23 protein-coding genes are annotated in these 23,291 nt (G+C 61.9%); 16 read left to right on the plus strand and 7 right to left on the minus strand.

Translation table 11 applies throughout. The features are described 5' to 3' along the window. The first annotated feature begins 45 nt into the window (after positions 1–45). The 3 genes from B5V03_RS01240 to B5V03_RS01250 are packed head-to-tail and all read left to right on the plus strand — an operon-like array spanning position 46 to position 2,847. Positions 46–1,245, plus strand: a complete 1,200-nt coding sequence (locus B5V03_RS01240) for an ABC transporter substrate-binding protein (protein ID WP_129267460.1) — start codon at positions 46–48, stop codon at positions 1,243–1,245. Between the two features lie 60 nt (positions 1,246–1,305). Beyond that, on the plus strand, positions 1,306–2,112 hold the full coding sequence (locus B5V03_RS01245; protein WP_129267461.1) for a glutathione S-transferase: 807 nt from the start codon (positions 1,306–1,308) through the stop codon (positions 2,110–2,112). A 33-nt stretch (positions 2,113–2,145) separates the two neighbouring features. After that, positions 2,146–2,847, plus strand: a complete 702-nt coding sequence (locus B5V03_RS01250; protein ID WP_129267462.1) for an SDR family NAD(P)-dependent oxidoreductase — start codon at positions 2,146–2,148, stop codon at positions 2,845–2,847. Between the two features lie 103 nt (positions 2,848–2,950). Here B5V03_RS01250 and B5V03_RS01255 read toward each other — a convergent pair whose 3' ends face one another. Both B5V03_RS01255 and B5V03_RS01260 read right to left on the minus strand, forming a co-directional pair. Next, the gene (locus B5V03_RS01255; RefSeq protein ID WP_129267463.1) at positions 2,951–4,543 is read right to left on the minus strand and encodes an ABC transporter substrate-binding protein; all 1,593 of its coding nucleotides are present in this window, start codon (positions 4,541–4,543) and stop codon (positions 2,951–2,953) included. Beyond that, a complete protein-coding gene (locus B5V03_RS01260; protein WP_245502132.1) occupies positions 4,540–5,100 on the minus strand; it encodes a MarR family winged helix-turn-helix transcriptional regulator in 561 nt (186 codons plus the stop codon). Before B5V03_RS01260 ends, B5V03_RS01255 begins: the two co-directional genes overlap by 4 nt. Before the next feature lie 201 nt (positions 5,101–5,301). Between B5V03_RS01260 and B5V03_RS01265 the strand changes: the two genes are divergently transcribed. The 4 genes from B5V03_RS01265 to B5V03_RS01280 all read left to right on the plus strand — a co-directional run bounded on the left by B5V03_RS01265 (position 5,302) and on the right by B5V03_RS01280 (position 9,634). After that, entirely contained in the window at positions 5,302–6,003 is a 702-nt protein-coding gene (locus B5V03_RS01265) for a creatininase family protein (RefSeq protein ID WP_129267464.1), read from the plus strand. A 33-nt stretch (positions 6,004–6,036) separates the two neighbouring features. Continuing rightward, on the plus strand, positions 6,037–7,008 hold the full coding sequence (locus B5V03_RS01270) for an ABC transporter permease (RefSeq protein ID WP_129267465.1): 972 nt from the start codon (positions 6,037–6,039) through the stop codon (positions 7,006–7,008). Continuing rightward, entirely contained in the window at positions 7,008–7,883 is an 876-nt protein-coding gene (locus B5V03_RS01275; protein ID WP_129267466.1) for an ABC transporter permease, read from the plus strand. The genes B5V03_RS01270 and B5V03_RS01275 overlap by 1 nt, the downstream gene beginning before the upstream one ends. An 83-nt stretch (positions 7,884–7,966) precedes the next feature. Next, a complete protein-coding gene (locus B5V03_RS01280; protein ID WP_283811522.1) occupies positions 7,967–9,634 on the plus strand; it encodes a dipeptide ABC transporter ATP-binding protein in 1,668 nt (555 codons plus the stop codon). A 253-nt stretch (positions 9,635–9,887) separates the two neighbouring features. Here B5V03_RS01280 and B5V03_RS01285 read toward each other — a convergent pair whose 3' ends face one another. The 4 genes from B5V03_RS01285 to B5V03_RS01295 all read right to left on the minus strand — a co-directional run bounded on the left by B5V03_RS01285 (position 9,888) and on the right by B5V03_RS01295 (position 11,852). Beyond that, positions 9,888–10,631: a methyltransferase domain-containing protein gene (locus B5V03_RS01285; protein ID WP_129267468.1), complete on the minus strand. Its 744-nt coding sequence runs from the start codon at positions 10,629–10,631 to the stop codon at positions 9,888–9,890. Positions 10,632–10,762: 131 nt separating this feature from the next. Further along, positions 10,763–11,188 (minus strand): YybH family protein, encoded by a 426-nt coding sequence (locus tag B5V03_RS01290; protein ID WP_129267469.1) that lies wholly within the window; start codon positions 11,186–11,188, stop codon positions 10,763–10,765. 160 nt (positions 11,189–11,348) lie between these two features. Then, positions 11,349–11,471, minus strand: coding sequence for a hypothetical protein (locus B5V03_RS42700; RefSeq protein WP_283811521.1), 123 nt, complete (start codon positions 11,469–11,471; stop codon positions 11,349–11,351). Positions 11,472–11,573: 102 nt separating this feature from the next. After that, entirely contained in the window at positions 11,574–11,852 is a 279-nt protein-coding gene (locus B5V03_RS01295; protein WP_245502134.1) for a hypothetical protein, read from the minus strand. A 465-nt stretch (positions 11,853–12,317) separates the two neighbouring features. Here B5V03_RS01295 and B5V03_RS01300 point away from each other — a divergent pair, with 465 nt between their 5' ends. Continuing rightward, positions 12,318–13,607 (plus strand): c-type cytochrome, encoded by a 1,290-nt coding sequence (locus B5V03_RS01300; protein WP_129267470.1) that lies wholly within the window; start codon positions 12,318–12,320, stop codon positions 13,605–13,607. Positions 13,608–13,638: 31 nt separating this feature from the next. Here the strand turns inward: B5V03_RS01300 and B5V03_RS01305 are convergent, their stop codons facing one another. Next, a complete protein-coding gene (locus B5V03_RS01305) occupies positions 13,639–15,609 on the minus strand; it encodes a 4Fe-4S binding protein (protein WP_129267471.1) in 1,971 nt (656 codons plus the stop codon). Between the two features lie 223 nt (positions 15,610–15,832). On the opposite strand from B5V03_RS01305, the gene B5V03_RS01310 reads away from it, so the two are divergent. The 8 genes from B5V03_RS01310 (at position 15,833) to B5V03_RS41265 (ending at position 23,286) form a co-directional block, all read left to right on the plus strand. Then, positions 15,833–16,513 (plus strand): biotin/lipoate--protein ligase family protein, encoded by a 681-nt coding sequence (locus tag B5V03_RS01310; RefSeq protein WP_245502135.1) that lies wholly within the window; start codon positions 15,833–15,835, stop codon positions 16,511–16,513. 8 nt (positions 16,514–16,521) lie between these two features. Continuing rightward, complete coding sequence (locus B5V03_RS01315) at positions 16,522–17,004, plus strand: DUF6505 family protein (protein WP_129267472.1); 483 nt, start codon at positions 16,522–16,524, stop codon at positions 17,002–17,004. Further along, positions 16,997–18,004 (plus strand): DUF6352 family protein, encoded by a 1,008-nt coding sequence (locus tag B5V03_RS01320; protein WP_129267675.1) that lies wholly within the window; start codon positions 16,997–16,999, stop codon positions 18,002–18,004. Before B5V03_RS01315 ends, B5V03_RS01320 begins: the two co-directional genes overlap by 8 nt. After that, the gene (locus tag B5V03_RS01325; RefSeq protein WP_129267473.1) at positions 18,001–18,513 is read left to right on the plus strand and encodes a DUF3305 domain-containing protein; all 513 of its coding nucleotides are present in this window, start codon (positions 18,001–18,003) and stop codon (positions 18,511–18,513) included. Before B5V03_RS01320 ends, B5V03_RS01325 begins: the two co-directional genes overlap by 4 nt. Continuing rightward, positions 18,510–19,118, plus strand: a complete 609-nt coding sequence (locus B5V03_RS01330) for a DUF3306 domain-containing protein (RefSeq protein WP_129267474.1) — start codon at positions 18,510–18,512, stop codon at positions 19,116–19,118. The genes B5V03_RS01325 and B5V03_RS01330 overlap by 4 nt, the downstream gene beginning before the upstream one ends. Before the next feature lie 132 nt (positions 19,119–19,250). Continuing rightward, positions 19,251–20,042 (plus strand): molecular chaperone TorD family protein, encoded by a 792-nt coding sequence (locus B5V03_RS01335; RefSeq protein WP_129267676.1) that lies wholly within the window; start codon positions 19,251–19,253, stop codon positions 20,040–20,042. 74 nt (positions 20,043–20,116) lie between these two features. Beyond that, positions 20,117–20,326, plus strand: coding sequence for a twin-arginine translocation signal domain-containing protein (locus tag B5V03_RS01340; protein WP_129267475.1), 210 nt, complete (start codon positions 20,117–20,119; stop codon positions 20,324–20,326). An 11-nt stretch (positions 20,327–20,337) separates the two neighbouring features. Continuing rightward, positions 20,338–23,286, plus strand: coding sequence for a formate dehydrogenase subunit alpha (locus B5V03_RS41265; protein ID WP_164987710.1), 2,949 nt, complete (start codon positions 20,338–20,340; stop codon positions 23,284–23,286). The last annotated feature ends 5 nt before the right edge of the window (positions 23,287–23,291 follow it).

Here is a 23,291-nt window from a genome sequence, read left to right on the forward strand (position 1 = left end):
GCGGCAAGCACCACGTGCGTAAATCAACAGTGGAGGGAATCTGCGATGTCCTGGGGCATGCGACTGGCCTGCGCACTCGTGATTGCGATGTCCACGCCTTGCTGGGCGGAGGATGCGCCGGGTGTCACAACGACAAAGATCAAGATCGGCGGTATATTTCCCTTGAGCGGACCGGCATCCTCGATCGGTCAGGTCGGACAGGGCGTGCAGGCCTATGTGCAATCGATCAACGATCGCGGCGGCATCAACGGCCGCAAGATCGACTACGTCATGATGGATGACGCGTACAGCCCACCCAAGGCCTTCGAGCACGCGCGAAGGCTGGTGGAGAGCGACGAGGTCGCGTTCATGTTCAGCCAGCTCGGTACGGCGGGCAACTCGGCGGTGGCCAAATATCTCGCCGCGAAGAGAGTGCCGACCATCGCGATCGTCACCGGTGCGAGCAAGTTCACCAACGTCGAGGGCTATCCGCTGACGACCACAGGCCTCGTCAGCTATGACACCGAAGGCAAGATCTACGCAAAATATCTGACGCGGGCGCTGCCCGGGGCGAAATACGCAATCCTCTACCAGAATGATGATCTCGGTCGCGACTACGTCAACGCCTTCAAGGCGGTGCTGGGCGCGGATTTCGACAAGCGCGTGGTCACCGCCAGCTACGAGGTCACGGAGCCGACGGTCGACTCGCAGGTCGTCGCACTCAAGAGTTCCGGCGCGCAGGCACTGTTCGTGGCCGGGACGCCGAAATTCGCGGCACAGGCGATTCGTCGCGTAGCCGAGACCGGGTGGAAGGCGACGATCCTGATCAACTTCCCTTCGTCTTCGGTCGCGGGCACGCTGAGGCCCGCAGGGCTGGAAAATTCGATCGGTGTCATTGTCGGGACCCCGAACAAGGATCCGAACGACCAGAAATGGTCTGACGATGAGGCGGTCAAGGCCTATCGCACCTTCTTCGAGCGATACCTGGCTGGCTCCGACATCACCAACACCAGCTATCTGACCGGGTACCAGCAAGGCATGGTGCTCGAGCAGATCCTCAGGCAATGCGGCGACGATCTTTCGCGCGACAACATCATCAAGCAGGCAAAGTCGCTGAAGGACTTTGTTTTGCCGACCGCCTTGCCCGGCGTCAGGATCAATACCAGCGCGAGCAACAACATGATCTGGACACAGCTTCAGCTTCAGCGCTGGACCGGTTCCCGCTGGGAGACGTTCGGCGACATTCTCGACGCAAGCTCGGAGTAGAGCATCCGGCTGCTCCGACGCTTAGGCCGTGAGGACGAAGTTCATCAGGAGAAATCCACGATGGCCGACTTGCGCATATTCTCCTATCTGCCGAACCCGCGTGTCTGGAAGGCGACCATTGCCGCACGGTTCTGCGGTGTGGATGTCGAGGTCAGAGGGGCGCCCGCCAGGGAGCTCAAAGGCTGGCTGTGGGATTTTGATGCGCGTCCTCTGGTTGAAGAGGAACGCCAGTCGCTGTCATCTCTCGCACGAACGGGGCGGGTCGGGCTGACCGGCGCGCAGCTGTTCAAGACCGATGCTTTCTTGGCGGCGCAGCCGTTCGGCAACGTGCCAGCCGCCTTCGGGCCCGCCGGCAAGGTCGGAATCTTCGAATCCAACAGCATTATGCGTGCTGTGGCGCGCCTTGGCGAAGCGACGTACCAGCTCTACGGAAGGGACGCCTATGAAGCGTCCAGGATAGACGGCTTTCTCGATGTGAGCCTGGTCTTTGCGAGGGATGCGCAGATCTATCTTCTTGCGCTGTCGGCCGGCACGGTCGATGCGACCATTCACGCCCGCGCGAAGGAGGCGTTCGCGATCTATGCGTCGGGGATCGAACAGGCCTTGTCGCCGCGGCGGGATGCGCTGGTAGGGCACGGGATCACGTTGGCTGACATCTGCTTTGCCGCCGAACTTGCGCTGTTCATGAACGAGCACGCGCGGGTTGAACAGTTGAACAGACTGAGCCTCGGCAAGATCATGCACGCCGGTGTTCGGAGTGAGTACCCTCTGGCGTTCGCTCATTTTGACCGGCTCGTCGCGCATGAGCACTTCCGTCCTGATCTAGGGCCATATGTCGAGAAGCTGTTGTCCAGGGCTGCGGCGTGAAGGCCGCCGGCTGTACGAAGGAGGTCTGCCCACATGACCGCGCCAGTTTGCCTGATCTCAGGTGTCGGCCCCGGTACGGGCTCGGCCCTTGCCAGGAAGTTTGCAGAGGGGGGCTATAGGGTAGCACTGCTCGCGCGGAACGAGGAGCGTCTTGCGACGCTCGAAGCGCAATTGCCTGGCGCGAAGGGATTTCGCTGTGACGTATCGGATCCAGCGCAGGTGGATGCAGTGGCATCCGCTGTGGAGCGTGATCTCGGGCATCCCGCCGTCGTCATCCACAACGCCGTCGGCGGTGCCTTCGGCACCTTCCGGGAGATTGACCCGGCTATCCTCAATCGCAATTTTCAGGTCAACACGATGGGACTTTTGTACCTGGCCCGGCGATTTACCCCAGCGATGATCGCAGCCGGTACGGGAGCTATCATTGCGACCGGCAACACCTCGGCGCTACGCGGCAAAGCCGGCTTCGCCGGCTTTGCGCCGACCAAGGCGGCCCAGCGGATTTTGGCGGAGTCCATGGCCCGGGATCTGGGGCCGCAGGGAGTCCACGTTGCCTATGTCGTGATCGATGCCGTCATCGATCTCGAATGGACGCGAAAGCGGTGGCCGGAGCGGCCGGACGACTTCTTCATCAAGCCGCAGGCGATCGCCAGCGAGATCTGGCACCTCGCCCACCAGGACCGCAGCGCATGGTCGTTCAATGTTGAAATTCGACCCTTCGGCGAGAGCTGGTAGCGGGCGTGCAAAGCGGCAAGAGCCGACCTAGCGCGATCGAGCTGGCGCGGCTCCTTCTGATACAATCTGCGGCCCGTCCACCCTCCGGTCTGCCTATCGATGCTCACTTGGCAGGCCGAATATCGGTAGCGAGCGTATCTTCGTCCGAGCGTGGCTTGATGTTCAATCCTTTCCTCATGCCCCAGGCCGAAACGATCGAGGCTATCGCAAGATTCGGCCGATCGCTCGCGACCAGCGCATTCGCTTCCTCTAGATCGTTCCTGCGCTTGTCGTCGTCCATTTCGATGCCGGCGCTTTGAATCAGTGCATCGAGCTGAGGATTGGCATAGTTGCGGACGTTGTATGCGCCGAGTTTCTTGTCCGGTGCATTCGAATGGACGAGTGAGGAGAGGGTATAGTTGGATTCGCCTGTCAGCGTTCCCCAGCCCGACATCGTCAGCGAATAGTCGCCGCGGGTGTTCGCCGGGAAGAACACCGCGCCCGGCTGTGCATTCACCTGCACGTCGATACCGATGGCGGTCAGCATCTGGGCGATCGCGGTGCCTGCCTCCTTGTCGCCCGGCAGGCGGTCGTTGGTGAAGGTGAAAACGACCTTGAAGCCATCGGGATAACCAGCTTCGGCGAGAAGCTTCTTGGCCCGTCCGGGGTCGGCGACCGTGATCTTGAGATTGGTATTGTAGCCAAAAATATTCGGCGTCACCAATTGCGACTGCGGCGCACCCATGCCTTCCATCGCAATGTCGGTGATTACCTTGCGATCGATCGCCAGATCGAAGGCTTCGCGGACGCGCGGATCCTGGAAGGGGTTTTTCGGCAGCGGGGAGCCGTCCTTCGCCTTGATCTGCGGCGGCTTCTCACGGAAATCGAACGAGACGTTGAAGGAGTAGACGCTGTTTTGCCGCACGATTCTCAGCTTGGAATCGGCTTCCAGGGTTGGCACGTCGGAGGCCGGAATGCGGGCGATCAAATCGACCTGGCCGGCCTTGAGCTGCGCGACGCGCGCGGCATCGTTGGGAATCTCCTTGCGAACGACCTTGTCCCAGGGTTCCTTTCCGCCCCAATAGCCGTCGAAGCGTTGCAGCACCAATTGCTCCTTGGGAGTCCAGGATACGAATTTGTAAGGCCCGGTGCCGATTGCCGCCTTGCCGGAATTGAACCCCTCCGCCGCCTTTTCCGGCGTGTCGGAATAATCCCTGGCAGCGACATGCGAGACGACGAACAGGCGAACGAAATCATTCGGCAGGGTCGGCGCCGGGCCATCGGTCTTGACACGGACCGTATGGGCATCGACGACCTCCACGCTCTTGACGCGGCGGACATAGATCGTCGTCGGATTGGGACCCGTGACACGCGGAATACGTTCGATCGAGAATTTGACGTCGTCCGCGGAGAAATCGGAGCCGTCGTGAAACTTGACGCCCTCACGGAGCTTGAACTCCCAGGTCGTCGCGTCGATCGGCGACCAGTTCGTCGCAAGTCCCGGCTGCAGTTCGAGATCGCTGCCCGATTTTATCAGCGTGTCGTAGATGTGTTTCATCGCCTCGGCATGGGTTCCGGCCGAAGTGAAGTTGGGGTCGATGGACAGCGGCCCGGCGCGCACGCCGATCGTCAGATCGGCTGCCGTGGCAACACCGGAGACGCCGCTCAACAATATGGGCGCAAGCGCAACGATGCGCGCACTTCGAAACCATCTCATTCTTCATGCTCCTCGGCAGCGATTGGGGGCCAATTGGGGGAATCCACGACGACCTTCGCCAGCAGTTCGGAAAGCATCAGCCGTTCCGCCGGGGTCAGTCCTGACGTCATGACTCTCTCCCGTTCGATCATGGGCAGCATGGCTTGATCGACGATGCTTTTGCCTTCGTTGGTGATGTAGAGGACGAAGCTTCTCAAGTCCGCCGGATCGACTTCGCGGCGAATGATGTTCTTATCAATTAGGCGCTGGATGGCGCGGCTGATCGTATTCTTGGGAAAGCCCGAAGAGCTGCAAATCGCGCTTGCCGTCAAACCGTCGGAGAGGCCGAGCGCATAGATGACCACTACTTCCGGGCGGCTCACGCCATGTTCCTTCTCCAGGAGCCGGTAGATCGGCTCATTGAACTGGAGGGCCAGGAAATTGATGCGAAACGACAGCCAGCATGGATTTTGCCACAGCTTGATCGCCACCAGACCGTCCACCGGCTGATCGCCGGCGGCGCGCTTTCCCCCTTCACGCAGTAGCTCTTCCAAAGCAAAATCGGACACCGAGGTCACGCCGGCGGTCTTTCATCTCAGGTAGAATTAGTTCCGTATGGAACTTGACTATGGAATATTTGGCAGTCAACTTCTTTTTTCTGTTCCGTTTGGAACGTTCGGCAGGGAGGAATTGGTCGGTTTGAGCATGGGAACGCTGCCTCGGCGACATCGCGCAAAATCGATGCGCCGATTGAAGCAGCTTTAGAACAGGAGGACTGTTTGAAGATTCAGGACATGAATTGGCTGCAGCTCGAGCAGCAGGTGAAAAAAGACGATCGCTGCATCCTTCCGATCGGCAGCGTCGAGCAGCATGCCTATCTCAGTCTCGCCACCGACATGGTTCTTGCCGAAAAGGTCGCGATCGATGCAGCCGCCGGTCTCGGCATCCCGGTCTTTCCGGTGCTGGCTTATGGTCTGGCGTCTTCCTTCGAAGCCTATCCCGGCACGCTCAGTCTCTCGCTTTCGACTTATCTCGGCGTCATCCGCGATCTCATGGACAGTCTTTACCGGTCCGGCTTTCGCCGCATCCTTGTGGTCAACGGCCACGGCGGCAACGCGCCGGCCACGACGATCATCTCCGAATGGTTGAACCTCCATCCCGACGCTTCGGTCAAATTCCATGACTGGTGGCGCGCGCCGCGCACCTGGGCCAAGGTGATGGAGCTCGATCCCGCGGCATCGCATGCCTCTTGGATGGAAAACTTTCCCTGGACGCGCACCAACGATCCCGCTCAGCCGCAATCCGCCAAGACGCAGATCGATTTTGCCGCTCTTGCGCGCGTCGGTGCGGCAAAAAAGCGCGAATTGTTGGGCGACGGCAATTTCCACGGCCTCTATCAGCGAGCGGATGACGATATGCATGCCATCTGGGCAGTTGCGGTCGACGAGACGAGAGGTTTGCTGGAAAGCGATTGGCACTGAACGTGCAGGCGAAAGCCAAAGAGCGGACGTGATATGTTTGGCTTCCTCCTACAAAGAGCCTGGCAGGCCTGCATCGTGGTCGTCGCCATGTCGGTGCTGGTCTTCTGCGGTGTCCATGCCGTCGGCAATCCGGTGGACGTGTTGATCTCGCCTGATGCGACGCAGGACATTCGCGCTTCCGTCATCGCCCAATACGGTTTCGATCAGCCGTTGTGGCGGCAGTATCTTGGTTTCGTCGGCCGCCTGATCCATAGCGATTTCGGTCGGTCCTTCGTTTACAACATGCCGGTCAGCGAGCTCATCCTCTCGCGCCTGCCAGCGACCCTGGAACTGACTTTGGCCGCTGTGCTGTTTGCCAGCCTCGTCGGGGTGCCGATCGGCATGTATGCCGGCTATCGGCCGCATAGTTTTGTATCGCGCGCCATTATGGCCTTGTCGATCCTCGGCTTCTCCGTTCCGACATTCTGGTTCGGTCTGATGTTGATCATGATCTTCGCGGTCCAGTGTGGCTGCATGCCGGCCGGTGGCCGCGGCGAGACCGTCAGCCTGTTCGGCACGGAATTCAGTTTCCTCACCGCCGACGGTCTTTCGCATCTCGTCCTGCCCGCTCTCAATCTGGCGCTGTTCAAGTTCTCGCTGATGATCCGTCTCGCCCGCGCAGGCACGCGCGAACTGATGCTGAGCGACACCGTGAAATTTGCGCGCGCCGCCGGCATATCGGAATTCACCATCCTGCGCCGCCACGTCCTGAGGCTGATCTCCATTCCACTCGTCACGGTCTTCGGTCTCGAGTTCGGCTCCACTCTTGCCTTTGCCGTGGTGACCGAAACGATCTTCTCATGGCCCGGGCTCGGCAAGCTCATCATCGACAGTATCACCTCGCTCGACCGGCCTGTCATGGTCGCCTATCTCATGTTGATCGCCCTGCTGTTCACCCTCATCAATCTCGTGGTCGATCTCACTTATGCCTTGCTCGATCCGCGTCTTCGGAAAGGGCGGGCGTGATGAGCGACACTCCCTTTTCCCGCTTCCTCGGCGACTTCAGGAAGAACAAGGTCGCCACCGGCGCGGCGATCGTCGTTGCCTTGATCGTCGTCCTGGCCGTCATTGCCCCCTTGGTGACGCCGCAGAACCCCTATGATCTCGCCCATCTGGTGCTTCGCGATGCGCGGCGGCCGCCGGGCTATGTCGGAAGCGCCGGCTATACGCATTGGCTCGGTACGGATTCGCAAGGTCGCGATCTCCTGTCGGCCATCATCTACGGCCTTCGCATTTCGCTGCAAATGGGTGTGATCGCCGGCGCCGTCGCCTTTGCCCTCGGTGCGCTGGTCGGCTGTGCGGCGGCTTACGTCGGCGGACGAGTGGAGAGCCTCGCGATGCGGCTCGTCGATTTGCAGCTTTCCTTTCCGGCGATCCTGCTTGCTTTCGTGATGGCTGCACTATTCGGCCAGGGGCGCTCCCAGCTGATCCTGGCGCTGATCTTTGCGCAATATGCCTATTTCGCCCGCACCGCCCATGGTGCGGCGGCCGCGGAACGGCAGAAGGATTACGTCGAGGCTGCGCTTTCGATTCCGCTCTCGCCCTGGCGCGTCGTTTTCAAACACATGTTGCCGAACTCGCTTCCGCCGCTGATCGTCGTGGCGACGGTGCAGATTGCCAGCGCCATCTCTCTCGAAGCAACGCTCTCCTTCCTCGGTGTCGGTCTTCCGCCGTCGGAGCCGTCGCTCGGTATGCTGATCGCCAACGGTTTCCAGTATCTGCTGTCGGGGCGCTACTGGATCTCGATCTATCCCGGCCTGGCGCTGATCCTGTTCATCGTGTCGCTCAATCTGGTCGGCGACCAGATCCGCGACCAGCTCAATCCGAGGCTCCATCGGTGACCGCCCCGCCATTCAGCGAAACAAGATCCGCGCTGCTGGACGTCAGTAATCTGAAGACCTGGTTTCCGGGTGACCGGGGCGAGGTGAGGGCGGTGGACGGCGTGTCCTTCTCGGTCTCGCCGGGCGAAGTGCTCGGCATCGTCGGAGAGTCCGGTTCCGGCAAGTCGGTCACCGGCTTTTCGATCATTGGGCTGATCGATGAACCTGGCCGCATCGTGGAAGGGGCGATCAAGCTCGAAGGCCGCGAATTGATCGGCTTGCCGCAGGAAGAGTTGCGGAAAATCCGGGGCAGGATCATCTCCATGGTCTTCCAAGACCCCATGGCCGCCCTCAATCCGGTGCTGAGCATCGGCACGCAGATCAGGCTCGCACTGGAAGCCCATGAACGGATTGGCCCAAAGGAAGTCCGCGAAAGGGCGATCGCCGCTCTGGCCCAGGTGCGCATCAGTGAACCCGAACGAAAAATCGATTTCTTTCCGCATCAGTTTTCCGGCGGCATGCGGCAGCGGGTCGCCATCGCGATCGCGCTTCTGCATCGGCCGAAGCTCGTCATCTGCGACGAACCCACGACGGCGCTCGACGTTTCGATTCAGGCTGAAATCCTGAGCGAGATGAAGGCGCTGGTCTCCGATCTGGGCACGGCGCTGATCTGGATCAGCCACGATCTCGCAACCGTCGCCTCCATCGCCGACCGCGTCGCCGTGATGCGGTCGGGTCATGTCGTCGAAAGCGGACCCGCCCTTGCCGTCCTGACCAGGCCACAGCACGACTATACCAAGACCCTGCTGAATGCTCTGCCCTCGCGCGCCAGCCCCGGTGAGCTGCTGCTGCGCAGTGCCGGCGTTCCCGATGCGGCGCCGCCGGCGCGGAAGGAGGTCCCCGATGACGTTGTTGCGCTCGGCAGCCCCTATCTTGTCATAAACAATGTCGTCAAGACATTCGCAAAGCCGGCCGGTCTGTTTGCAAGACTGCAGTTTGGGCTCGCCGGCGCGAAGCCACCGTCGGCATCCAACGCCGTCGATGGAGTCGATATCGTCCTGAACAGGGGCGAAGTTCTCGGTGTCGTGGGTGAATCGGGATCGGGAAAATCCACCCTCGGACGGATGGCAGCGGGCATCATCGCGCCGACGTCAGGTAGCGTGCGGCTCGCCGGCCAGCCGGTGATGAGCTCCGGCACCATGCCGCGCAAGGTCACCACACGCATACAGACGATTTTTCAGGATCCCTTCGCCTCGCTGAATGGCCGCATGCGCATCGGGGAGATCCTGTCCGAAGGTCCGCTGGCGCATCGCCTGATCAGCCGCGGCGAGGCCCCAAATTACGTCAGGCAATGGCTCGCGGCCGTGGGCCTCGATCCGGGTTATGCCAACCGCTTTCCTCACCAATTCTCCGGTGGCCAACGGCAGCGTATCGCTATTGCGCGGGCGCTCGCGATGCAGCCGGACGTCGTCGTCTGCGACGAACCGGTTGCCTCGCTCGATGTCTCCATCCAGGCGCAGATTATCAATCTGCTGATCCGGCTGCGATCCGAGCTCGATCTGTCGCTTATCTTCATCAGCCACGACCTGTCGGTTGTCCGGCATCTCTGTGACCGTGTCGTGATCATGCGCCGTGGACGGATCGTGGAGCAAGGTGCGGCGGAAGCCATTTATGCCAGGCCACAGAATGAATATACGAAGCGACTGCTTGCCGCGATGCCGATGCTTCCTCGGAGCGTGGCAGGACTCGAACCTGCAACCGGACCGTTATGAGCGGCGGATCATTCGGTGGTTTCCCGAAGTTTGCTGGGATTGCAGCTGTTTGGATGAAGCAAGCTCAAGCTTGCTCATGATGGATTGGAACGAGAGTTAAAGGTTTTCAAATGGTTAGGTGGCGGCGTGTGCACGAGGTGTGCACCGGGAGATCCAGAAAAATCCATTAGCGGCAAGTTAGACGAGTCTCAAACCGCGCCATCGCTGATTCACGACATCGCCTGGGATGTGCGCCTGCCTCCAATAATTATGATCAGCGAGAGCCGGTGCGATCCATACATGCAACGATGTCGCGAGGAGATTTTCGACCTGCGGCCTGCGGTGGAGCGAACACCGCCAAGTACCCGCCATCACCTGCGAGCCGATACGTGGCGATCTCGCCGTAGTCAACGGCGGTCAGTTCGCAACGCAACAGATCAATCGGCGTGCCATGCCTTGAGGTCGGGCGCTCGAAGTCGACAACTCCGATCCGCGCGCCCGGCTTCAAGGCCGGTGCGAGATTATAGAGGAATGCATAGGGTTGGGTTATCTCATGATACATGCGGGCGAGGATGGCGACATCCAGCGAGGAAGCGGGCAGGCGTGGGTCGTGTGGTTCGCCCAACGCGAATATGATGTTTGTCAGTCCCAGCCGTTCTGTTCGCCGGTCGAGTTCGATGAGATAGTCCCGCATGATGTCCTGGGCGATGACGAAACCTTTTGGACCGACGATGTTTGAGAGGCGGACCGTGTAGTAGCCGCTGCTTGCACCAATATCGCCGACCGTCATTCCTGGTTTCAGCTCAAGAAGACGTGCGACCTCGCCGACCTCATTCAGGAAGTCGCGGTGCTCCTCGGCGGCGCGGCTTGGGCTGGCGATCGGCGCAACCGGGCGCCGAGTTGGGAGAAAATCCTTGGCAGGGATTCCTGGAGAGGTCAGATAACCAATGTCAGCGGCGCATACGCGAGTTGTACTCAGCGCCGCGACAAGCGCCACTATGAGGACTAGCGTCATCATGGGGCCGCCAAGTATCAGACGCGGTCGTTCACTTTGCGAAAGACGTGGGCCCACGATGATCCGCTTTCATGCCCATGAAGCAGGCTTGAGGATCGACGGTTTTTGACGCGAAGAGGGGCCTGCGGATGATGCTACTTGCCCTCGTTCCAGATGTCGGTGGCGAGTTTCCAGTCATTTCCGACCTTCTCCCAAATCACCACATATTTTCCAGTTACTTCCTGCGGTGTCGCTCCCTTGGTCTTCAGCACGAACGTGCCGATCTCGCGTGCCGCGGAAGGGCCAAGCGACTTGACGTCAACGGTGGTAAGCTTCGGATCGCCAACTTGCTCGGCCATGCCTTTCCACATTGTCTCGATGGCTGCCCGGCCCTGTACCATCGCGGAGCCGGGCGGGAATGCGGTCGCATCCGTGCTGTAGAGTGATCCGATCCCGGAGAAGTCGCCCTTGTTGAACATTTCAATCCATTTGGCGTTTGTCGCTTCAATTTCGGCCTTCTGAGCCAAAGCCGGGACGGTCGACGAGATCACGAATGCAATAACCAGTGCTATGCTGCGCATGATCATCTCCAATGCTGACGTAGATGCGAATGCAGTGCCGCAATTGGCCTGACGTCGAAATGGATGCGTTGTCGCGCGGTCACCCGAGCACGCGCCCCTCCTGTAGAGATAGCAGCCGAGCATCGAGGGGGCCGCTCCGGCGCCTCTTGCGGCCGGCGTCTTACAGGCGCACACCGGTTGTCGCAAACGCCTGGGCCACGGGCTCCTGCACCTGATCCAGGATTGCCATTGCGGCAAATGCGATGACAATCGCCGCAGCGCAGCCGAGCAGAAAAGCCTTCATGCGCAAACTCCATCACTTGTAAGCCGTACGTATCCTACGACGCCGCTTGCTGTGAGCAACTGTGACGGACGATCTAAAGGTCGCCCGCCGTTCCTGCCGGCTCTAAGGGCTCTTAAAAACCGGGTCGATCGAAAATGCATCGCCCATCAACCCCAACGATTGAAGGTCGGCGCTGTGCAATTCCACTTCCAATATTGCGAGGAGCAGCGCGAGCACGACGACCATGAGGATGAGGAGAGGCGAGGCCTCTCGTGGCGCTGGATCTGGGGCAATCAAGAGCACGCGCACGGCGCGGAGCCATGAGATCACCCGCAGCAACGGTCTCGATTGCCCCTGCATGCCTTCTTCCTTGACATGACGAGCAAAGATATGACGAACCAAAGCTAGGACTCGCGCCGCCGCCATTCAAGGGAAGAATGCCGATGACGGGCGAACTGACGCAGTGCGGGTCGAGGAACGGATATCGATCCTTCATCGTTGAAGGTTGGGCTCCAAAGGAGGATCTCACGTGAAGGCTCTGATATCCATCCTATGCCTGGTAGTGCTCGCAGCGTTCGATAGTGCACTCGCCCAATCCGGACAGACGGGGTCACCTGCCGCACAGACCCGTCCCGAAGATAAGGGCCAGCTGCAGCCACAGGGCTGGACGGGTCCGATCAATACGGGTTCGGGCGGCGCGCCTGCCGAAAGTCCGCAGGGACAGAGCCCGCCCGGGATGCAGGCGGCGCCCGAGGGGTCGTCCAAGACGGTGGTGGCGCCGAAGAAGTAGGTGTGGTGTCGTCACGGACATCTGTCGGGTCGAGCACTGTTGAAGGCGTGGAACGTGACCATGGCCGGCAAAGACTGATGGGGTGGGTTTCCCGCGCCCGGGCCGCGGCAGCGCTCGTGACCCTTGTCGCTGCGTCAGCCGTGCACGCGCAGATGGCAGGTCACGGCGGCCCCGTCCGGGCGCTCGCCGTTTCACCTGACGGTGACAGTCTGTTGTCAGGCAGCTTCGACGCGGTCGCCATCCGCTGGTCGCTGAAGACCGACGCGGCGCATGAGGTGTTGCGGTATCATGCGGATGCTGTGAACGCGGTCGCTTTCCTGAAAGACGGCCGCATGATCACCGCCGGTGCCGACGCCCGCATTGCAGTGTGGACGGCGGGCCGGCAGCGGCCCGACCAGGTCCTGGAGGCCCATACCGGTCCTGTCGTCGCACTTGCCGTCTCGCCGGACGGATCGAAGCTCGCCTCTGCCTCATGGGACCACACCGTGCGGCTCTGGTCCCTGGCCGACGGCGCGTCCCGTGCGTTCGAAGGTCACGCCCAGAATGCGAATGGCGTCGCCTTCGCTCCGGACGGGATGTCGCTCGTGAGCGTCGGCTACGACCTTGCACTGCGCATCTGGCGCTTGCCGGAGGGCGGGCCTGAAACGGTGGCATTGCCGGCGCCATTGAACGCCGTCGCCATCGCCCCCGATGGGGAGATCGTCGCGGCAGGGGCGGATGGCAAGCTGCGCATGCTGACCACTGACGGAAAGCCGGCGGGCGAGATGGCCGCAGGCGCGTCACCGATTGTCGCGTTGGCGCTTTCCGACGACGGGGCACTGATCGCCGCCGCAGGCATCGGCGGCACTGTTGCCATTGTCGAGCGCAAGTCGCGGAGGGTGTTGCGGACGCTGGTGGGGCCCGGTTTCCCCGTCTGGTCGGTCGTGTTCCTGCATGATGCAGCGACGCTCGTGACCGGAGGTGCCGATGGAAAGATCCGGCGCTGGGATGTGCAGAGCGGTGAGCCTATCGGTTCGAATCTGTTTGGGTCATCAGCGGATCCGCTGGCCGCCTATGCGGGCGATCATGGCGCCGATGTCTTTCGCGCCTGCGTTGCCTGCCACACGCTGTCGGCGAAGGAGCCGCAACGTGCGGGGCCGACGCTTGCCGGATTGTTCGGCCGGAAAATCGCCTCGCTCCCCGGCTATCGGTTTTCCGAGGCCCTCAAGACGATGGATATCGTCTGGACCCCCGAGACCGTCGCAAAGCTGTTTGAAGTGGGACCCAACGCCTACACGCCGGGAACGAAGATGCCGGAGCAGCGCATCGGATCGGCCGAAGACCGCCGCGCATTGACCGACTTCCTGGCCCGAGCGACCTCGCAATAGGTGAGGCCATGCGGATGGGGAATGGTCGCGCCTAGCTCTTGCTGTCCGGCCGGCGCAAATAATCCTCGGTGGTTCGGGGCGGCGCGCGCTCCGGCACGCCCTCGAACGGATCGAACTGCTGCTCGCTCATCACGATCACGCGACAATCCGCGCACATCCTGATGGCGTCGAGACGCTTGTTGCCGGCCGGATACATCCAATGCCGGCCCTCCAGCTTCGTTGCGATCCGATCAATCGTGCTTTTCACGCCGAACGCCGTGCCGCAGCGGATGCACAGCGCAGGCTCTTCCTCCTTGATCACAACAGCGGACGCGCGGCCGGCGCGGAAATCGATCTGGGGCTTGAGCGTGATGACCTTCTCGGGACAGGTGCTCTGGCAGAGGCCGCATTGCACGCAGGCATCTTCGACGAGTTTGAGCACCGGGCGTTCGGGATCGTCGCGAAGCGCGCCGGTCGGGCAGGCAGAAACGCAGGAGAGACACAGCGTACATCCGTCGGTATTGACGCTCACCGCACCGATCGGCGCCCCCCGGGGTAGCACAATGACATCGACCGGCTTCGGCGCGAGGCGATGCAGTTCGCTCAGGGCAAAGCGAAGCAGGTCGCGCCGCTTGCCGACGGTCCTGAATGTCGCAGGCGTCTTCACCGCAGCAAAGTGCCCGACGCCCCTCAGTCGCTCCAGCAGTGCATCGGGATCATCCGTTTCGATCGCCGCGACCCGGCGCCCTTCAAATCCGAGGCCCGCGAGGATGGCCTCTGCCATGTTGATCGTCTGCGTGAGACCGGTCACATCATGCCGCGGCTTGCCGCGGAGCAAAAACCGGAACGCGGATGCCCCATAGGCAAAGGCGCCGATGACGGCCTCGAGCCCGACCTGCGTCACCTCGTTGACGGCAAGAGGGATGACTTGCGCAGGCAGGCCATCGCCGTGCCGCGCAAGCGCGTCGATCAAAGGCGTGCCATGCTGGCCCTCGTGCAGCAACAGGACCGGGTTCGATCCGCCGGCCTGATGATAGGCGAGCAGCATGGCGCGGATGGTCTGAAGCTGGGTGTCCGCGGGCGGCAACGCGTAGGACGCCGCGCCCGTCGGACAGGCGGCGGCGCATTGGCCGCAGCCGGCGCAAATCTCGGCATCGATGGCGACGTGATTGCCGGCCGGAGTGATCGCGCTCGTGGGACATAGATCGAGACAGCGCCGGCAGCCGGTCAGATTGGAGCGCGAATGGGCGCAAAGGTCGGGCGTGAACTCGATGTATTTTGGCTTATCGAAGTGTCCGACGAGATCGCGCGCACTAAGGACGGCGCGGAGCATGGCGCCCGGGTCCTTTGGGTCGGCCCGCAGGTAACCGTCGCGCAGATCATGCGCTGAAAACAGCGGTCTGTCTCCTGATAGGTCAAGGACGATGTCGCAACGGGAGGTGGCGCCGTTGCGTGGAGGTTCAAAGGCGTAGTGATCGCGCGAGGAGGGATGGGGGCGAGCGTAGTCGTCGATCGTGAGCTCGAAACCACCAAAGTGTCCTCTGGCGTTACGAATGGTTCCCTTCACGACCGGGAAGGGCGTTGCCAAAGGCGATATGGTCTCGCCGGGCTCCCTCAGCATTACCGTCACATCGAGGTGATCCGAAAGCAGCCGCCCGGCTTCGATCGTTGCCTCGTCCCGGCCATAGATCAGGATGACCCCGTCGCTCGCAAGCGTGACCAGCGGATAATCGGGCGCCTGCACGGCGCTCGCTGCGAGCAGCGCCGCCATTTTGGGGCCCGCTTGCGCGCCTTCGGTCGACCAGCCTGCCGTCTCGCGAACGTTTACGAAAGCGACGGGCGCGGAACGCTCGCTCGCTTCCTCCGCAAACAAGGATTGCTGATACGTGCAGGCGACGGTCAGCGGGCCCTCAGCCGTTGCGGCCGCACGAAAGTGGTCGAGCTCCGCGCCGCACAGGTGACGAAAGCACTTGATTTCGCTGTTGCCGCATCCGCGCCTGATCGCGGCCGCATCAAGCCGCATCGTGTCTTCACACGAGCAAATCAGGATGGTCCTCGCTGGCTGCTCCAGGTTCATCCCTCCCGAGATGGCGACGAAGAACGGGCTCGCGCCGATCCTTTGCCTCGTATAGATATTGTCAATCGGGAAAAAGGAGAAAGCGGAGGACGGCCTGCGGTCGATTCCAACCAGCCACGCTTCCAGGGCGGAACCCATCCAATTGCCGCCACCCTTTAGCTTGGTCCGGTTGCGCGAGCGCGGAGACGCATTTGCCCATGCATGCCGCATTGCACCCGAAAGCGGCGCCGGCACGCTGGTCTATGTCGGACGGTTCGACCTCGCCGAGTTCGCGGTGGTGCTGGAGCCGGCCGAGCCGCTGACCACCGCACGCCGCGCCTTTTACGCCGGCATGGTTGCCCTGACGGACGCCCTGCGCGCCTATGCACCGCCGGCCAAGGAAGTTGCGATCGGTTGGCCCGACGCGGTGAGGGTTGATGGAGGGCTGATCGGAGGGGGACGACTGGGCTGGCCCGCATCCGCGGACGAGGATGAGCCGCCGGGCTGGCTCGTATTCGGGGCCATGGTCCGGACAGTCATGATGAACGATCATGATCCCGGTGTTCACCCGCTCGCCTCCGCCCTAGACGAGGAAGGGTTTGGCGAGGCCGGCGCGGTGCAGGTGACGGAGAGCTTTGCGCGGCACCTGATGCGGGCGATCGACTGCTGGAAGGTCGATGGATTTGACAGCGTCGCGTGCGAATATCTCGGTCGCATCTCCCACGAGCGGCAAACGGTCCGTCAAATCGATAATCGCGGCGATCTGCTCACACGCCGCATCGGCAGTGACACGACCGAGCGGGCCGACCTTGTTAAGGCGCTCGCCACGCCATCCTGGCTCGATCCTGATCTCGGAGGGCCAGGGTCGTGAAAAAGGCGGTGAAACTTCTACGCACCATCGCGCTCGATGCCTCTGACACCTTCGTGTTTGACCTGCCGGCAGTATCAGGCGAATGGGTCGTCTCCGGCGCCTTCCGCTTCTGCGATCAGGATCCGGCGAAGCTGAGCGGAAAGGCGCGCGCCGCCTTCCGCAGCGGCTTTCTCGGCGTGCGATCCTGGGGATGGTCGACGCTGGCGCAGATTGTTCCGGCGACCGAGGACGATTGCCAGGCGCTGATAGAACTCCTCGCCAGGCAACTCGTTGATCGGTTCGGCGCACCGGACATCGCCATTGCGAGGACCGCCGCGGAAGAGGAAGTCGCCTTTGCGCAGTCGCTCTGCACGCATCCGATCAGCTCGCTCATTGCGGTCCACCGTTCGGCGCGCGACGGCGAAGTCCACGAGGCCTTCCGCAAGCTGCAACTGCGGGAAGGGCAGGGGCATGGCAAGGCATTCTCGTTCATGGAAGTTGAGGATGAATGATTTTTGGATCGCATGCGGCCATCATCTGCTCGATCGCGACGAGAGCGGCGGACTTTGTGTCACTGACGAATTCTTGAAGGCTTATTTTGCCCGTCCCGAGCTGATGCCGCCGAGGGACGCGTGCCCGGTCGAACGAAGACTGCATCGCGATATGCTCGCCGATCCGCGCCGGGCGGTCGGAGCGGACGACGTCACCGCGATCGCCGATGAGGATGCGCGCGAGAACTGGCGCTTCGTGCTGGGGTTTCGCGATCTCATGTTGCGGCACTCAACGCTCGAGGCTGCGTATCTCTCAGCCCTGCGCTCGCGGTCAAACGATCTGCCGCCGCTGTTCATCAATCAGCTTGTGCATGTGATCCTGCGCAACGCTCTTGATGGCGACGACGATCCGTTCGTGCTGCGTGCTGCCGAGCTGTTCTTCCGGCCGCAGCGGATCCTTCCGCATGAACAGGCCTTGCTGCTTGGCGATGATGAAGTCGTCGGCGGTCGCAGCCCGACGCCTATCTTGTCGCTGATCTCGATGCTGGGGACCAAGACGGACGCCCAGCTCGATGTGTTGAGCGCGGAAAACGCCGAGAGCTATTGGAAGCGCAGCGACCGGTTCGATATGGCCCTCGATCTCAGCGCGGGCGGGCGAGGGTCTCGCGCGCTGGCCAAGGCGATGACACGTTGGGTTTGCCATCTGCTCGGGATCGATGTTGCCATTGAACCTCTCACGGAACCACGCGAGGTGAGCCTGACCTGGTATATCGGGTTGGACGCTGAAGCCACCAAAATCGGCGATCGGCTTTGGCAAGGCGATGAGCCTGACGAGCACAGCGCAGGGCAAGTCCTTTCGCTGTTTCGCCTGACCTTTGCGGATCCTGGCCTCGCCATGGAGACCTTGCGGGGCGAGCCGGTCTATCTGATCCTGGCGACGACAGCCGATCAGAAGCTGCGCATGAAACCACAGAATCTGTTGACGGGACTCCCGATCAGGCGCCTGGAAGCCATCTCATGAGCGCGGTCCTGCCACTCCTGCGTATCCCCGTCGGCATCGTCGTCGAACGGCGCAAGGCGGAGTCGCCCTGGGCAGATTTTATCTGGCGGACCGCCGCCGTGTTGCCGGACGAACCGGATACGAAGCCCTGGACAATCTTGCGGGAGCGGGAGCGCAACACCTTGTTTTATGCCGGCAGCGCAAATGTTGATCTGTACGTGTCGGAAACCGCGCGTTACCGCGACAATGTTGCTTCCGGCACGCCGAGCATCTGGGTGGTCTTGAGCCCATCCGAGGGCCCCTGGCCCTATGCGATCGCCGCCGCGACCGCTGATCCTGCGGAAGGAGAGGGGTTTACCGAGGCAGCGGACAATCTGGTTGAAGCCGTACCGATGCCCGCGGTGATGCGCGAGGTGATTGAAAGCTTCGTCGCCGAACACCACGTCGAGAGGGAGTTCGTCAAACGCGAGCGACGGCGCGCCGATCCCGAGGCCTTGTCGCGTCGGCAGCATGAGGGCGGGCAAGAATGACCGAGGAAGAGTTCCTCGCACGTTGGTCGCGCCGGAAGCGCGAGTCAAAACCGAATGCTCCGCTGGCGGAAACAGCCAGGCCTGCCGGTGCGGCTCCGGTGCCATCCCGGGCGGCCGAGGCCGAACTGGAAGTGGATCTCGGCAGTTTGCCGTCGATCGATTCGATCACAGCTGGGACCGACATCACCGCGTTCCTGCGCAAAGGTGTTCCGCAGGAATTGATGCGCGCGGCTCTGCGCCATGCCTGGTCGGCCGATCCGGCAATCCGCGATTTCGTGGGGCTTGCCGAGAACGCCTGGGACTTTAACGATCCGAACGCCATGCCGGGGTTCGGACCGCTCGATTGCTCGCAGGCCGAGGTGGCCGCCTGGGTCGACCGGATCGTCGGAGGCCTGCGTAACGCCGCAGATGCAACGACTGACACGTCGATGCAGCCGCAAGCGCGCTCGAATGTTCCGGATGCGGTCGTTCTGCACTCTGCTGTGCTCAAAGAGGAGCCGGATGAAGCGGTCCCCGCGGAGATCGCAGCTCCCATCGCATCGCAACCGGCCACGGAAGCCGATACCGTTCGGCGGCGCACACATGGCGGTGCCCTGCCTCGGTAGTCTTTCGACCAAAGGCTATAGCCTCGACCTATGCGACGGCGATTGACCCTCTGCGGAACCAGGTCTACGCTTGCTAGCGCTTTGTTACGTAAGCAAGATCAGTCACTCGGGTCTCAGGCAACGGAGGTCCATGTGCGTGACGCCGGGCTAGATCGTGCCATTGACGCCGCAGGCGGCGTAGCCCTGCTTGCGCGCAAAATCGGCATCAGCCAGCCCTCGATTTCGAACTGGAGCAAGATACCCGCTCAGCGTGTGGTTGCGGTGGAGGCGGCAACCGGTGTTCCCCGCGCGGAGCTGCGGCCTGATCTCTATCCCAATCTCCAGCACGAGCGTACGATATCGCGAGACAGCATCGATCCGGTCGATGTCGCGCGAGCGCAGGAATACGCCCTTCTCGCCTCCTTGCTCGCTGCTGCGCCGTCCAAGAGGTTGCTCGATCGCCTCGCGGGTTTGAGCGGAGATGGGACCCCGCTCGGTCAGGCCCACGCAGCCTTGGCGGACGCTGCTTCGCGTGCGAACGCAGGTCAGCTCGAGCGCGAATATTTTGACCTGTTCGTTGGTCTCGGCCGCGGTGAGTTGCTGCCCTACGCCTCCTACTATCTGACCGGCTTCCTCAACGAACGCCCGCTGTCACGCCTGCGGGCCGATCTCGCGGTACTCGGCATTGAGCGCGCCGAGAACAATTCCGAGCCCGAGGATCATGCCGCCGTCCTTTGCGAGATCATGTCAGGAATGGCTGACGGCCGCTTGGAAGTGCCGTCCGTCGCGCAGCGCGCTCTATTCGAAAAACATGTCCTGTCCTGGATGGGTCGTCTGTTCGCCGACATGGAGCAGGCGGCAAGCGCAAAGTTCTATCGTGCGGTTGGCGCGCTCGGCCGCTTGTTTATCGAGATCGAGAGACAGGGATTCTCGTTCGCCAAGTGACTTGCCGCCAAGTGACTTGCCGCCAAGTGACTCGCTGCTAAGTGACCAGCACAGGCTGGTCTGGGAGAGATGCGATGAGCGATGAAAAGAAGGCGACAGTCGGACGGCGCGACTTCCTCCACAAGGTTGGCATCGGCACGGTGGCTGCCGGTGCCACACTGGCGACGCCACTCGTCGGTTCCGCGCAAGCCGATAGCGAGAACAACGATGAGAAGCGCAAGGCGCGCTACAAGGAATCCGATCACGTGAAGGCCTATTACCGCGTCAACCGCTATCCCGCCTGAGGGAGGCTACCGTGCTTATCAAGCGAACAGATCAGCATTCAGGATCCGACCGCCGCGGTTCAGTCGCGGACGCCCTGGCAAGCCAGACCAGCGGTCTCGATCGCCGCACTTTCCTGCGCCGGTCCGGCCTTGCGGGTGGCGCGCTCGCGGCACTCGGCACCATGCCGGTTTACGGCGTGCGTAAGGCGGAAGCGGCTATGGCCGGTCCGCTGGCTGCAGGCGCGACCGTCAAGAAAAGCATCTGTACGCATTGTTCGGTCGGATGCACGGTGACTGCGGAAGTGTTGAATGGGGTCTGGATCGGCCAGGAGCCGAGCTGGGATTCCCCCATCAATCGCGGATCTCATTGCGCGAAGGGGGCTTCCGTACGCGAGCTCGTGCACAGCGAGCGGCGCTTGCGCTATCCGATGAAACTCGTGAACGGCCAATGGACGCGGGTCTCCTGGGACACGGCGATCAACGAGATCGGCGACAAGATCCTCGAGGTTCGCGAAAAATCGGGACCCGATTCCGTTTATTGGCTCGGCTCGGCCAAGATGACCAATGAAGGCGCTTATCTGTTCCGCAAGCTCGGGGCGTTTTGGGGCACCAACAACACCGACCATCAGGCACGCATCTGCCATTCGACCACCGTCACCGGCGTCGCCAATACCTGGGGCTACGGCGCGATGACCAACAGCTACAACGATATTCGCAATGCCAAGACCCAGATGATCATGGGCGGCAATCCGGCTGAGGCGCATCCGGTTTCGTTGCAGCATCTGCTTGAGGGTAAGGAACTGCAAAAGGCCAACTTCATCGTCATCGACCCGCGCATGACGCGCACAGCGGCGCACGCGACGGAATACGTGCGGATGCGTCCGGGCACCGACATTCCGGTGCTCTACGGCATCATGTGGCACATCCTCCAAAACGGCTGGGAGGACAAGGAATTCATCAGGCAGCGCGTCTACGGCTTCGACGATCTCCGCAAGGAAGTGGAGAAATGGAATCCGGAAGAGGTCGAGCGCGTCACCGGCATTCCCACCGAACAGCTCAAGCGGGTCGCCAAGGTGTTCGCCACCGAGAAGCCGTCGACATTGATCTGGGCCATGGGCCAGACCCAGAAGACCGTCGGCACCGCGAACGTGCGGGCGAGCTGCATCCTGCTGCTCCTGACGGGCAACGTCGGCGGACCGGGCATGGGCGCCAACATCTTCCGCGGCCACGACAATGTGCAGGGCGCGACCGATGTCGGGCTCGATATTGTGACACTGCCATTCTACTACGGTCTCGCCGAGGGAGCGTGGAAGCATTGGTCGCGGGTCTGGGACGTCGACTACGAGTTCTTGAAGTCGCGCTTCGATTCCAAGCAGATCATGGAAACGCCCGGCATTCCGCTCACCCGCTGGTTCGAGGCGGTGACGCTGCCGAAGGATCAGGTCGCTCAGAAGGACAATGTGCGAGCAGTGTTCGTTCAGGGACACGCCAGCAACAGCATCACGCGCATTCCGGAGTCTCTCAAAGGCCTGAAGGCGCTGGACCTGCTCGTCATAGCCGATCCCCATCCAACGACCTGGGCATCGCTTGCGGTCGAGGCCGGGCGCAAGGATGGTGTCTACATTCTTCCGGTGGCCACGCAATTCGAGTGCAAGGGATCGCGCGTCGCCTCGAACCGCTCGCTGCAATGGGGCGAGCAGATCGTCAAACCGATCTTCGAATCGAAGGACGATCTCGAGGTCATCTATCTGATGGCCAGGAAGCTCGGCTTCGCCGACCAGATGTTCAAGAAAATCAAGGTCGAGAGCAATCTGCCCGAAGCGGAGGATGTGTTGCGCGAGATGAACCGCGGCAGCTGGTCGACTGGCTATTGCGGGCAATCGCCCGAGCGCCTGAAGGCGCACATGAAGAACCAGGCGAAATTCGATATGTTGACGATGCGGGCGCCCAAGGACGATCCGGAGGTCGGTGGCGACTATTACGGTCTGCCCTGGCCGTGCTGGGGGACACCGGAGGTCAAGCATCCGGGAACGCCGCTCCTCTATAACACCAATCTGCACGTGATGGATGGTGGCGGCACGTTCCGGCCGCGTTTTGGTTTGGAGCGCGAGGAGAAGCTGCCGGACGGCACTACGCGCAAGGTCAGCCTGCTCGCGGACGGCTCGTACTCCAAGGGGTCGGCGATCGAGGACGGCTATCCGGAATTCACGCTGGCGAGCCTGAAGAAGCTCGGTTGGGACACGGAGCTCACCGAAGCCGAAATGACTGTCATCAACAAGATCAATCCCGCCAATCCTGACACCGTGTCGTGGTCGCTCGACCTTTCGGGCGGTATCCAGCGCGTCGCGCTGATGCATGGTTGTGTGCCCTATGGCAACGGCAAGGCGCGCATGCATGCGTTCGGTCTACCCGATCCCATTCCGGTTCACCGCGAGCCGATCTACACGCCACGCGTCGATCTGGTGGCCAAATATCCGACGCTGCCTGACGCCAAGCAGTTCCGCGTGCCCAATATCGGCTTCTCGGTTCAAAAGGCGGCGGTGGAGAAGGGGATCGCCAAGCAATTTCCGCTCATCCTGTCATCCGGCCGTCTGGTCGAATATGAGGGCGGCGGCGAGGAGACGCGGACCAATCCCTGGCTCGCCGAATTGCAGCAGGATATGTTCATCGAGATCAATCCTGCCGATGCCGCCGAGCGTGGTGTCAGGGACGGCGGCTGGGTCTGGGTCACGGGTGCCGAGAACAATTCCAGGGCGAGGATGAAGGCGCTTGTCACCGAGCGTGTCGGCAAGGGTGTTGCCTGGATGCCATTCCACTTCGGTGGTTGGCTCGCAGGCAAGGATCTTCGCAGCAACTACCCGAAGGGCACCGATCCGATCGTCCTCGGCGAAAGCGCGAACACGATCACCACCTACGGATACGATCCGGCGACGAACATGCAGGAGACTAAGGTCACTCTCTGCCAGATCGCGGCGGCGTAAGGAGC

Origin of the sequence: Bradyrhizobium betae (assembly GCF_004123905.1) — a bacterium.
GTDB lineage: Bacteria > Pseudomonadota > Alphaproteobacteria > Rhizobiales > Xanthobacteraceae > Bradyrhizobium > Bradyrhizobium betae_A.

Excerpts from the sequence above, each read along its gene's own strand:
- B5V03_RS01290 (WP_129267469.1), bottom strand. The coding sequence starts at position 11,188 with ATGCGCAGCATAGCACTGGTTATTGCATTCGTGATCTCGTCGACCGTC.
- B5V03_RS01300 (WP_129267470.1), top strand. The coding sequence starts at position 12,318 with ATGGGGTGGGTTTCCCGCGCCCGGGCCGCGGCAGCGCTCGTGACCCTT.
- B5V03_RS01325 (WP_129267473.1), top strand. The coding sequence starts at position 18,001 with ATGAGCGCGGTCCTGCCACTCCTGCGTATCCCCGTCGGCATCGTCGTC.
- B5V03_RS01245 (WP_129267461.1), top strand. The coding sequence starts at position 1,306 with ATGGCCGACTTGCGCATATTCTCCTATCTGCCGAACCCGCGTGTCTGG.
- B5V03_RS01285 (WP_129267468.1), bottom strand. The coding sequence starts at position 10,631 with ATGATGACGCTAGTCCTCATAGTGGCGCTTGTCGCGGCGCTGAGTACA.
- B5V03_RS01320 (WP_129267675.1), top strand. The coding sequence starts at position 16,997 with ATGAATGATTTTTGGATCGCATGCGGCCATCATCTGCTCGATCGCGAC.
- B5V03_RS01270 (WP_129267465.1), top strand. The coding sequence starts at position 6,037 with ATGTTTGGCTTCCTCCTACAAAGAGCCTGGCAGGCCTGCATCGTGGTC.
- B5V03_RS42700 (WP_283811521.1), bottom strand. The coding sequence starts at position 11,471 with ATGAAGGCTTTTCTGCTCGGCTGCGCTGCGGCGATTGTCATCGCATTT.
- B5V03_RS01240 (WP_129267460.1), top strand. The coding sequence starts at position 46 with ATGTCCTGGGGCATGCGACTGGCCTGCGCACTCGTGATTGCGATGTCC.
- B5V03_RS01275 (WP_129267466.1), top strand. The coding sequence starts at position 7,008 with ATGAGCGACACTCCCTTTTCCCGCTTCCTCGGCGACTTCAGGAAGAAC.
- B5V03_RS01330 (WP_129267474.1), top strand. The coding sequence starts at position 18,510 with ATGACCGAGGAAGAGTTCCTCGCACGTTGGTCGCGCCGGAAGCGCGAG.
- B5V03_RS01305 (WP_129267471.1), bottom strand. The coding sequence starts at position 15,609 with ATGCGGCTTGATGCGGCCGCGATCAGGCGCGGATGCGGCAACAGCGAA.
- B5V03_RS01250 (WP_129267462.1), top strand. The coding sequence starts at position 2,146 with ATGACCGCGCCAGTTTGCCTGATCTCAGGTGTCGGCCCCGGTACGGGC.
- B5V03_RS01255 (WP_129267463.1), bottom strand. The coding sequence starts at position 4,543 with ATGAGATGGTTTCGAAGTGCGCGCATCGTTGCGCTTGCGCCCATATTG.
- B5V03_RS01340 (WP_129267475.1), top strand. The coding sequence starts at position 20,117 with ATGAGCGATGAAAAGAAGGCGACAGTCGGACGGCGCGACTTCCTCCAC.